The sequence below is a fragment of the Streptomyces sp. NPDC058985 genome, from assembly GCF_042740985.1.
GTDB lineage: Bacteria > Actinomycetota > Actinomycetes > Streptomycetales > Streptomycetaceae > Streptomyces.
The window spans coordinates 60,951-72,080 of the sequence record NZ_JBHYJX010000005.1; the positions used below are offsets into that span (position 1 = coordinate 60,951).

The 11,130-nt window shown below is 70.7% G+C and carries 6 protein-coding genes and 2 pseudogenes; 7 read left to right on the forward strand and 1 reads right to left on the reverse strand.

What is annotated here, in order from left to right; translation table 11 throughout:
* The first annotated feature begins 156 nt into the window (after positions 1–156).
* The 5 genes from ACFW01_RS05925 (at position 157) to ACFW01_RS05945 (ending at position 6,307) form a co-directional block, all read left to right on the forward strand.
* Positions 157–1,437: an extracellular solute-binding protein gene (locus ACFW01_RS05925; protein ID WP_234958820.1), complete on the forward strand. Its 1,281-nt coding sequence runs from the start codon at positions 157–159 to the stop codon at positions 1,435–1,437.
* 82 nt (positions 1,438–1,519) lie between these two features.
* Entirely contained in the window at positions 1,520–2,470 is a 951-nt protein-coding gene (locus tag ACFW01_RS05930; protein ID WP_234958827.1) for a carbohydrate ABC transporter permease, read from the forward strand.
* Between the two features lie 27 nt (positions 2,471–2,497).
* Positions 2,498–3,415 carry a carbohydrate ABC transporter permease gene (locus ACFW01_RS05935; protein WP_234958829.1) on the forward strand — a complete coding sequence of 306 codons (918 nt, stop codon included), beginning with the start codon at positions 2,498–2,500 and terminating at the stop codon, positions 3,413–3,415.
* A gap of 26 nt (positions 3,416–3,441) precedes the next feature.
* The gene (locus ACFW01_RS05940) at positions 3,442–5,169 is read left to right on the forward strand and encodes a glycoside hydrolase family 43 protein (protein ID WP_234958835.1); all 1,728 of its coding nucleotides are present in this window, start codon (positions 3,442–3,444) and stop codon (positions 5,167–5,169) included.
* A 97-nt stretch (positions 5,170–5,266) separates the two neighbouring features.
* Positions 5,267–6,307 carry a substrate-binding domain-containing protein gene (locus tag ACFW01_RS05945; protein ID WP_234959106.1) on the forward strand — a complete coding sequence of 347 codons (1,041 nt, stop codon included), beginning with the start codon at positions 5,267–5,269 and terminating at the stop codon, positions 6,305–6,307.
* A gap of 10 nt (positions 6,308–6,317) precedes the next feature.
* On the opposite strand, the gene ACFW01_RS05950 is transcribed toward ACFW01_RS05945, so the two are convergent.
* The gene (locus tag ACFW01_RS05950; protein ID WP_234958839.1) at positions 6,318–7,997 is read right to left on the reverse strand and encodes an RICIN domain-containing protein; all 1,680 of its coding nucleotides are present in this window, start codon (positions 7,995–7,997) and stop codon (positions 6,318–6,320) included.
* 210 nt (positions 7,998–8,207) lie between these two features.
* Here ACFW01_RS05950 and ACFW01_RS05955 point away from each other — a divergent pair.
* Together ACFW01_RS05955 and ACFW01_RS05960 are read left to right on the forward strand one after the other, a co-directional pair.
* Positions 8,208–10,538, forward strand: a pseudogene (locus tag ACFW01_RS05955) (AbfB domain-containing protein); the annotation flags it as partial.
* 60 nt (positions 10,539–10,598) lie between these two features.
* Positions 10,599–11,036, forward strand: a pseudogene (locus ACFW01_RS05960) (AbfB domain-containing protein); the annotation flags it as partial.
* Positions 11,037–11,130: the final 94 nt, after the last annotated feature.

The following is an 11,130-nucleotide window of genomic DNA, read 5'->3' on the forward strand; positions in this document are numbered from 1 at the left end:
CTGACGCTACGAAACTTTGCAGAACACCGCGCCCGTTGGGGTGAATACGCAGGTAGACCACCCCGCTACTAAAATTTTCGCGAAACTCTTGACTTTGTTTTCGGGGGCGGCGACCTTGTTGCCACTCATCCACGCCCCCTGCTCCGGAGGACCACCATGGGCCGTACGCGTGCCCGCAGAACCGCCGCCGCGCTCTGTGCCGCCACCGCTCTCCTCTCCCTGTCCGCCTGCGGCTCGGGCTCCGACACGGCCGACGGCAGACTCACCCTGACCGTCGCCACGTTCAGCGACTTCGGCTACAAGCCCCTCATCGAGGAGTACGAGCGCACCCACCCCGACGTCGACGTCAAGGAACGCATCTCCCAGTTCGACCAGCACCACAACCAGCTCTCGACCCAGATCTCCTCCGGCAGCGGTGCCGCCGACGTGGTCGCGATCGAGGAGGGCTACCTGCCCAAGTTCCGTTCGGTGAAGGACAAGTTCACCAACCTCGCCGACTTCGGTGCCCTGGACCGCGAGGACGAGTACCTGGACTGGAAGTGGGAGCAGGGCACGCTCGGCACGCCCGGCTTCGTCATGGGATACGGCACGGACGTCGGCAGCCTCGCCATCTGCTACCGCAAGGACCTGTTCGAGAAGGCCGGACTGCCCACGGACCGCACGGAGGTCGGGAAGCTCTGGCCCACCTGGGACGCCTACTTCGCCACCGGGGAGAAGTTCCAGGACCGCGTGAAGGACAAGGCCTGGTTCGACAGTTCGGGCAACATCTTCACGGCGATGATGAACCAGACCGAGTTCGGTTTCTTCGACGCCCGGGACCAGTACGTGGGGGAGACGAACCCCAAGGTCCGTGAGTTCTTCATGGCGAGCGCCGAGGCGACGGCGGACGAGCAGTCGGCCAACCTGCAGCCCTTCAGCCAGCAGTGGAACGCCGGCATCAAGCAGGGCCGGATGGCCACCATGACCTGCCCCGCCTGGATGACCGGACAGATCGCGACCGCCGCCGGCGAGGCGGGCGCCGGAAAGTGGGACATCGCCGCGGTGCCGGGCGGCGGCGGCAACTGGGGAGGCTCCTTCCTGACCGTGCCCAAGCAGAGCAAGCACGCCGAGGAGGCCGCCGAACTGGCCGGCTTCCTCACCTCGGCCGCCGCACAGAAGAAGATCTTCACCGGCCCGGTCGGCGCGCTGCCCTCACTCGTCCCCGTCCTGGAGGACCCCGAGGTGCGGGGCACGAAGTCCGAGTACTTCAACGACGCCCCGACGGGGGAACTCTTCGCCTCCTCCGCCAAGAGCCTCAAGCCCAACTACCGCGGCACCAAGGACCAGCAGGCCCGCATCCCCTTCGGCAACGCACTGCAGCTCGTCGAACAGGGCAAGGCGGACCCGGAGGAGGCGTGGGACAAGGCGCTCGACGAAGCCGCCAAGAACCTGCGCTGACGTCGGACGGGCGGCGCCGCCCCCGGCGCGCCGCCACCCCCCCTCCCCAGCCCTCCAGCCCCTCCCCGTTTCGGAGACCAGCATGGCGCTCCAGGCCGCCGCCACCACAGACCCGCCCGCCAGGGCGAAGCCCTCTCGTCGCTTCCGCGGGGAGCGCCATCTGCTCCCCTACCTGTTCATCGCCCCCTTCTTCGTCGTCTTCGGTGTCTTCGGGCTCTATCCGCTGCTCCAGACGTTCTGGGTGTCCCTGCACGACTGGGACCGCCTCGCCGGTGCGGGGGAGTGGGTCGGTCTCGCGAACTTCAGCAGGCTGCTGGAGGACTCGGACTTCTACACCGCCACCTTCAACACCCTCAGCATCTTCGTGCTCTCCACGGCGCCGCAGCTGCTCGCGGCGCTGGGCGTCGCCTGGCTCCTCGACCGCCACCTGCGCGCACAGAGTGTGTGGCGGGCCCTGGTCCTGGTGCCCCAGTACGTCTCCGTGGTAGCCGTCGCCCTGGTGTTCTCGCAGCTCTTCGGGCGGGACTTCGGCATCGTCAACTGGGTCCTCGAGGGCACGGGACTGATCAGCGACCCGATCGACTGGACCGCGGACACGTGGAGTTCGCACCTCGCCATCAGCTTCATGGTCATGTGGCGCTGGACGGGCTACAACGCGCTGATCTACCTCGCGGCCATGCAGGCCGTACCGCGCGACCTGTACGAGTCCGCGCAGATCGACGGCGCCGGCCGCCTGCTCACCTTCCGGAAGGTCACCCTGCCGGCCATCCGGCCGACCATCGTCTTCACCGTCGTCATCTCCACCATCGGCGGTCTGCAGCTCTTCGCCGAGCCCTTCCTGTTCGACCAGCAGGGCAATGCGGAGGGCGGCGCCGAGCACCAGTTCCAGACGCTCACGCTGATGCTGTACAAGTACGGCTTCATCAACAACGACGCCGGGTACGCCTCGGCCGTCTCCTGGGTGCTCTTCCTCGTCATCGCGGTCGTCGCCGCCGTGAACTTCCTGCTGGCACGCCGCTCCGAGCGCGGCTGACCGCCGCCCCGGCAACCTGGAGACCCCATGGCCGTCACCACACCACCCCGCGTCCCGGCACCCGGTTCCGGTGCCACCGCCCGCCGCCGCGCCCCAAGGACCGTCCCGAAGCGCGGACCGGGCAGGCTCGACAAGGCCGGACCCCTCGCCTACGCCCTCCTGGCGGCCCTCACCGCCGCCTCCGTCTTCCCCCTCTACTGGAGCGTCGTCGTCGCCTCGCACGACGACAACTCCGTCCTCGCCGGCTCCACACCGCCGCTGGTGCCCGGCGGTCACCTGATCGAGAACATCCAGCGCGTCTTCGAGCTGTCCGCCTTCTGGCAGGCCCTCGGCAACTCCTTCGTCGTCGCCGGCACAACCGCCGTCAGTAACGTCCTGCTCTCCTCCCTGGCCGGCTTCGCCTTCGCCAAGCTCCGCTTCCGGGGCCGCAACCCGTTGCTGGTGTGCGTGGTGATCACCGTCATGGTCCCGACCCAGCTCGGCATCATCCCGCTGTACATGCTCGTCACCGACATGGGCCTGTACGGCAAGCTGTCCGCGCTGATCGTGCCCGCGCTGGTCTCCGCCGTGGGCGTCTTCTGGATGCGCCAGGCGGTCGAGGAGAACATCCCCGACGAACTGATCGAGGCCGCCCGCATGGACGGTGCCGGACTCCTGCGCACCTACTGGCACGTGGTGGTGCCCGGGGTGCGGACGACGGCGACGGTCCTCGCCATGTTCACCTTCATGTTCGCCTGGAACGACTACTTCTGGCCGCTGATCGCGCTGCCGCCGGAGAACGGCACCGTGCAGATCGCCCTCAACCAGCTGGCCGCCGGCTACTACACCGACTACACCCTGATGCTCGCCGGCGTCGTCGTCTCCGTCCTGCCCGTCCTCGCGGCCTTCACCCTGCTCGCCCGGCGCATCGTCTCCGGTGTGATGGCCGGCGCCATCAAGGGCTGACGTACCCCTCACCCCCGGAGAGACACATGACTGCCGTGCCCACCGCACCCGGCCAGGACCGGTCCGAGAGCCGAAAGCCCGACGGGCGGCGAGGCCCCGACATCGTCAACCCCGTCCTGCCCGGATTCCACCCCGACCCGTCGATCCTGCGCGTCGGCGACGACTACTACATCGCCACCTCCACCTTCGAATGGCTCCCCGGCGTCGCCGTCCACCACTCCCGCGACCTCGTCAACTGGCGCTCGCTCGGCGGCATCCTGCGCGAGGAACGCCTCATCGACCTGACCGGCCGGCCCGACTCCGGCGGCGTCTGGGCACCCTGCCTGTCCCACAGCGACGGACTCTTCCATCTCGTCTACAGCGACGTCACCAACCTCTCCGGCGCCTTCAAGGACGTACGCAACCACGTCATCACCGCCCCCGCCCTCGACGGACCCTGGTCCGACCCGGCCCCCTTCCCCTCGCACGGCTTCGACCCGTCCCTCTTCCACGACGACGGCCCGGACGGCGACGGACGCAGCTGGGCGCTGTGGATGGAATGGGACCACCGCCCCGGCCGCCACCCCTTCGCGGGCATCCTCCTCCAGGAGTGGGACCGCGGGGAGCGCCGGGTCACCGGCCCGCTGCACCGGATCTTCGGCGGCACCCGGCTCGCCCACACCGAGGGTCCGCACGTCTACCGACGGGACGGCTGGTACTACCTGATGACCGCGGAGGGCGGCACCTCCTGGTCCCACGCCGTGACCGTCGCCCGTGCCAGGAACCTGACCGGCCCCTACGAGGCCGACCCGGCCGGTCCCCTCCTCACCTCCGCCGGACACGACCGGCTGCCGCTCCAGAAGGCCGGACACGGCAGCCTCGTCACGACCCCGGACGGCGAGTGGTACCTCGCCCACCTGCTGGCCAGGCCGCTCGGCCCGCTCGGCCCGTGCGTGCTCGGCCGGGAGACGGCCATCCAGCGTGTCGTGTGGACGGCCGACGGCTGGCCGCGCCTGGACGGCGAACCGCCCGCCGGCGACCGGGGCGGCCCGCTGCCGCGCACCGTCGTGCCCGGACCCGCCCTGCCCCCGGCCCCCGTTCCCCGCCCGCCCGTCCGTGACGACTTCGACCGGCCGCGTCTCGCCGTCCCCTGGGCGACCCTGCGCCGCCATCCGGACCCCTCCTGGCTGAACCTGACCGAACGCCCGGGCCACCTGCGGCTGCGCGGCGGCCAGTCACTCGGCTCCACCCACGGCCAGAGCCTGGTGGCGCGGCGGCAGCAGGCCAAGGAGTTCGACTTCTCGGCCCGCCTCGACGCCGCACCGCGCTCACCGCTCCAGATGGCGGGCATCGTCCACTACTACAACTCGACCCTCTGGCACTATCTGCACCTGACCTGGGACGAGAACCTCGGCCGGGTGCTGCGGGTCGGACTGTGCGCCCACGGCCGGTACTTCGAGCCCGCGCCCCCGGTGGCGGTACCACCGGGCGCCGTGGACCTGCGGCTGACGGTCCGCGGGGCGCAGGGCGCCTTCGCCTGGCGCGGCAGCCGGGCGACGGGCTGGCGGCGGATCGGTCCCGACCTCGACGTCACCCGGCTCTCCGACGAGAGCGCGACCCTCGGCGACCCGTCGACCGGACACTTCACGGCATGGGGGTTCACCGGCGCCTTCGCCGGGCTGTGCGCCCAGGACCTCACCGGTGCCCGGACGACCGCCGACTTCGCCTGGGCGGAGTACCGGCACACGCCGCCCGGCGCCGACGAGGCGAGGTGAGCCCGGCGGACGGACCATGGCAGACTCCTGCGTGGCGGCACCCGGAGCGGCGGAGTACGCACCACCCAGCGGAACGGACACCTCGAATGACACGCGCATGACGGCGGAGAAGCCCGACGCCCGGGCCCGGGTCACCCTGAGCATGATCGCGTCCGAGGCGGGGGTGTCCGTGTCCACCGTCTCCAAGGTCCTGCACGGGCGCTCCGACATCTCCACGGACACCAAGGACCGCGTCGAGGCGGTCATGGAGCACCTCGGATACCAGCGCCGTCCCACCCGCCGCCGGGGTGCCGTCATCGACCTCGTCCTCAACGAACTCGACAGCCTCTGGTCGGTGGAGATCATCCGCGGGGTCGACGAGGTGCTCCACGAGGCCGGGGCGAGCATGGTCCTGTCCGCGGTGCACGGACGCAGCTCCGACACCCGGGAGTGGATCGACCAGCTCGCCGCCCGCCGCAGCAACGGGGCGATCCTCGTCGTCTCCGACCTCACCCCGCAGCAGCGCAAACGGCTGGCCGCGCTGGAGGTTCCCTTCGTCCTGCTCGACCCCGTCGGCAGCGTGGACGCGCTGGTCCCCACCGTCGGCGCCACCAACTGGGCGGGCGCGGTGAGCGCCACCCGGCACCTCATCGAACTCGGCCACACCCGGATCGCCCACCTGGCCGGCCCCCGGCACGTGCTGTGCAGCAGAGCCCGGGCCGACGGCTTCCGCGCGACCATGGAGTCGGCCGAACTCCCCGTACCGGCGGGCTGGGTGCCGCACGGGGAGTTCAACGACACCTCGGGCCGGGCCGAGACGGCCCGCCTGCTGGACGCGGCCGAGGCCGCCGGGGAGCCGCCGCCCACCGCCCTCTTCGCCGCCAGCGACCTCCAGGCCCTCGGCGCCTTCGAGGCGCTGCGCGAACGCGGTCACGCCATCCCGGACGACGTCAGTCTGGTCGGCTTCGACGACCTTCCCGTCGCCCGCTGGACCCATCCGCCGCTGACCACGGTCCGCCAGCCCTTGCAGGACATGGCCTCGATGGCGGCCAACACGCTGCTGCGCATCATCGACGGCGAGCCCGCCGACCAGCTCCGGCTCGAACTCCCCACGCACTTGGTGGTGCGGGGCAGCACCGCCCGGCGGGACGCGCCGTGATCGGTGCCGGTCAGACCCGCTGCAGCCGCCAGAGCTGCGGCTGCAGGCCGTTGCAGGTCCACTGCCGGACGTTGCCGCCCGGTGCCCGGGAGCCCTCGGCCACGTCCAGGCACTGGCCACTGGAGCGGGCGACCAGCCGGTAGTAGCCCCGGCCCGCGTTGTCCAGCCGCCAGTCCTGGGCGGACGCCCCGTTGCAGGTCCACTGCCGGACGTTCGCGCCCGGCGTGGCGGAGCCGTTCTCCACGTCCAGGCAGTGGCCGCTGTTGCGGCCGGTCAGCGTGTAGTGGCCGCCGCCGCGGGCGCGCACGGTCCAGTCCTGCGGACCGAGCCCGTTGCACGTCCACTGCTGGACGTCGCCCCCGGGCTCCCGCGAGTCGGCCGCGACGTCGAGGCAGTGCCCGCTGTTCGCGTTGACCAGCCGGTGGAGCGCGCCGTCCACGACGCCCGCCGCGTCACCGGTGCCGGTGAGGCTCCCGGTGGCGAAGTACGGCTTGCACACCGAGCCGTCCCAGTCGGTGGCGATCTCCAGCACCCGCCGGCCGTCCGCCGACGGCAGCAGCGGCGAGCTGTAGTTCTGGCAGTAGTTGACCTCCGGCGCCTCCACCGCGACCGGCGCCTCGATCTCGTACCAGGGCCCGCTGCCGTTCTCCGTGTTGGCGAGGATGGTGCGGCCGCTGTCCGCCGCGGGCGTGCCGTCCTTGTTGAGCAGCCGCTGTCCGATCAGCAGCAGCCGTCCGTTCGGAGCGCCGTCCGGGGAGGGTGCCCAGGCGACGGTGGGCGCGGCGCGGAGGTACTTGCCGTCCACCGTCTCCGGCCGGTACCCGAGGAAGGCGGGGTCGCCCCAGTTCCAGCCGTCCGCCGAGGTCCGGAAGTGGACCACGCACTGGTACTGGCCGCCGGGGTTGCAGATCTCGAAGCTCATGAAGTAGCTGCCGTCGGGCAGTTGCCGCACCATCGGCATGCCCGGCCGGTCCTCGGACCAGGTGCTCGCCACGGTGTCATGGTGGCCCTGCCAGTGGACGCCGTCGTAGCTGCGCGCGGCGACCAGCTTCTGACTGTGCCCGGGGTCCGTCTCGTCCGAGTAGTGGCAGACCAGCGCGCCGTCCGCGGCCACCGAGAACTCCGGTTCCCACAGGCCGCCGGTGCCACCGGCGACGGCACAGGAGGAGAGGTAGGACCAGGTGCGTCCCACGTCGTCGCTCCGCCAGATCCTGAGCGCCATCCGGCGGTTCTGCTCGTCCTGGCCGGCCGACGAGGCCCACAGCAGCGTGCCGGCCCGCAACCCGCCCACCTGCCGGGGCAGTTCGAACAGCGTGGCACAGCACAGGCCCTGGCCCGCCGCGGAGTCCGGGTCGGCGACCCGGCCGACCTCGCGGAAGCTCGCACCCTGGTCGGTGCTCTCGTGGATGGCGCCGACGCCGTTGTTGCCGTCGAACGTGACGACGCTCGCGAGGACGCGCCCGTTGGCCGCGCCGTTGTGCGCGAGCCGGACGGCGCGCGGGTAGAGGCCGGAGCCGTCACGCAACGGAGTTCCCGTGGCGGTGGGGGAGACGGCCGGGGACCGGCCGGACACCTGCGGTGGGACGGCGGTGGCGGGAACGGCCAAGGACAGGCCGAGGACGCCGGTCAGCAGACAGAGCGCGGCCCGGGCACGGGCGCGCCGAAGGAGGTGGTACAGGCGGAGGATCACGACGGTCTTCCTTCCTGCGAGGACGAAATCCGCGCCAGGGTAGATCCGCGTGTACATCGATGTAAACAGAAGAGACGCGCTGGCTCTCGCTGAAGGAAAATGTTTGTTTCTAGCTCTTACTGAGGGACTTCGTTGAAGTCTGTTTCCGTGCTACGTTCCCCGCGTCTCAGTCGCTCACCCACGTGTGCCCCTGCGCTCAGGAGGAGTTCGATGCGACGCTTCATCGCCTGTCTGGCGGCTCTGCTGATGTTGACCGGAGGTGCCGTACTCCTCGGCGGCACCGCTTCCGCTGTTGTCATGCCCAGGACACCTCCGCTCTCGACCCCGTGGACCGGCCAGGTGTCCACCACCAACCCCCTGCCCGAGTACCCGAGACCCCAGATGACGCGGCCCGAATGGCAGTCGCTCAACGGGGAGTGGGAGTTCCTCAACCCGCCGGCCGACGGCTCGGGCAACGTCGACCGCAACGCCGCACCGCCGACCGGCCAGACCCTGCCGGAACGCATCCTGGTCCCGTACCCGGTGGAGTCGGCCCTGTCCGGCATCATGCGCAACGACAACCGGGACCTGATGTTCTACAAGCGGTCCTTCACCGTCCCGCAGAGCTGGAACGGGAGACGGGTGCAACTCCACTTCGGCGCCGTCGACCACGAGGCCACGGTCTGGGTGAACGGCACCCGCGTCACCTCCCACAAGGGCGGCTACGACCGCTTCGAGGTCGACATCACCCCCCAGCTCAGGAGCGGCGCCAACGAACTGATCGTGCGCGTCTACGACCCGACCGACGGGCGCGGCGAGAAGCAGACCGTCGGCAAGCAGGTGAACAACCCCGGCGGCATCTTCTACACGCCCACCTCCGGGATCTGGCAGACCGTCTGGATGGAGCCCACACCCGTGTCGTCGGTCTACTCCGTCGACATCCGGCCCAGCCTGTCGGACAACACCGCCCGGGTCCGCGTCTTCACCCGGGGCAACGTCGACGGCCACACCGTGCTGGCCGAGGCGATGAACGGCACGGCCGTCGTGGGCCGCGCCACCGGCGGCTTCACCGAGTTCTCCGTCCCCGTCCCCGACGCCCGCCGCTGGTCACCCGACGACCCCTTCCTGTACGACCTGCGGGTCACCCTGCGCAACGCCTCGGGCGCCGCCGTGGACACCGTCACCAGCTACTTCGGCATGCGTGAGATCGGCACCAAGAAGATCGACGGGGTCCTGCGCCCCACGCTCAACGGTGAGTTCGTCTTCCAGATCGGCACCCTCGACCAGGGCTACTGGCCCGACGGCCTCTACACCGCGCCCACCGACGACGCCCTAGCCTTCGACCTGCGCAAGCACAAGGAACTCGGCTTCAACATGGTGCGCAAGCACATCAAGGTCGAGCCGGCCCGCTGGTACTACCACGCCGACCGGCTCGGGCTGCTGGTGTGGCAGGACATCCCGTCCACACCCGCGTTCGACCACGCCCGGACCCCGGCGCAGACCGCGCAGTTCGAGACCGAGGCCCGCGAGATCATCGACGAACACCGCTTCTCACCGGCCGTCGTCACCTACGTGCCGTTCAACGAGGGCTGGGGCGAGTGGGACCTCACCGCCACCCGGCGCGTCACCACCGCGCTGGAGAACCAGGACCCGTCCCGGCTGATGAACCCGCACAGCGGCTACAACTGCTGCGACTCCAGGGGCGACCCGGGCACCGGCGACATCATCGACTGGCACGTCTATACCGGCCCCGACGCACCGCGCCCCTCCGACACCCGCGTCTCCGTGCTCGGCGAGTTCGGCGGCGTCGGACTCCGCACGCCCGGCCACGAGTACAGCCCCAACGGCCAGTTCTTCGCCTACGAGCAGGTCACCAGCCGCGAGCAGCTGAACGACCGCTACACCGGCATGGTGCGCGACGTCCGGCAGCTCATGACCACCAAGGGGCTCTCCGCCTACGTCTACACCGAGATCACCGACGTGGAGGGCGAGTACAACGGCCTGCTCACCTACGACCGGCGCGTGCAGAAGGTCGACACCGAACAGGTACGCCAGGCCCACACGGCGCTCCTCGACGCCTCCCGCAACCTCAACGCCCCGGCCGGTCTCACCCTCGGACACGTCCGCTCGTTCAGGGTGACCACACCCGGCCACACCGACCGCTACCTGCGGCACGCCGACTCGGTGGCCCGCACCGACGTACTGAGCACCGGCTCCGCGGACGGCGCGCGCCAGGACGCCTCCTTCCGCACCGTCGCCGGACTGGCCGACCCGCGCTGCTTCTCCTTCGAGTCGGTCAACCAGCCGGGCCGCTATCTGCGGCACGCCGACAGCAGGGTCCGCATCGACTCCGACACCGGCGGCCCGTTCGCCGCCGACGCCACCTGGTGCTCCCGGCCGGGCCTGGCCGCGGGCGGCGTCTCCTTCGAGGCGTCCAACCAGCCGGGCAGCTACCTGCGCCACTACGCGGACCAGGTGTACCTGGCCCGCGGCGGCGGCCCGAACCCGTGGGACACCAGCACGTCCTTCGCCGCGGACGCCACCTGGAACGCCGGTGAACCGGCACTGTGGCGCAGCTCCGTCCTGCTGCCCACCGACCGGCGCCAGTCCCTGCGGGTGACCACGTGGGGCCACACCAACCGGTACCTCCGGCACGCCGACAGCCTCGCCCACACGGAGATCGTCGACGCGAACAGCGCCGGCCTGCTCAAGCAGGACGCCACCTGGACCCTGCGGCGCGGGCTCGCGGACTCGTCGTGCTACTCCTTCGAGTCGGTGAACTACCCGGGCCGGTTCCTGCGCCACGCCGACAGCCGGGTCCGCACGGCGACCGACGACGGCTCGGCCCTCTTCCGGCAGGACGCCACCTTCTGCGCCCGCCCCGGAATCGGCGGTCCGGGCGTCACCTTCGAATCGATCAACATCCCGGGCTCCTATCTACGGCACTTCGAGTCCGCGGTGTACATCGCCTCCGGAAACGGCACCCAAGGCACCTACAACCGCCCGCAGACCCTCACGGCCGACGCGACGTGGAGCATCGCGGTGCCCTGGGCACCCTGACCGGACGCGCACCGAGCGACCGCGGACTCTCCGGGCAAGAAAACCCGCGCTCCCCTCATACCTCTCCCTCCCGGCGACGAATACCTGGCAGACG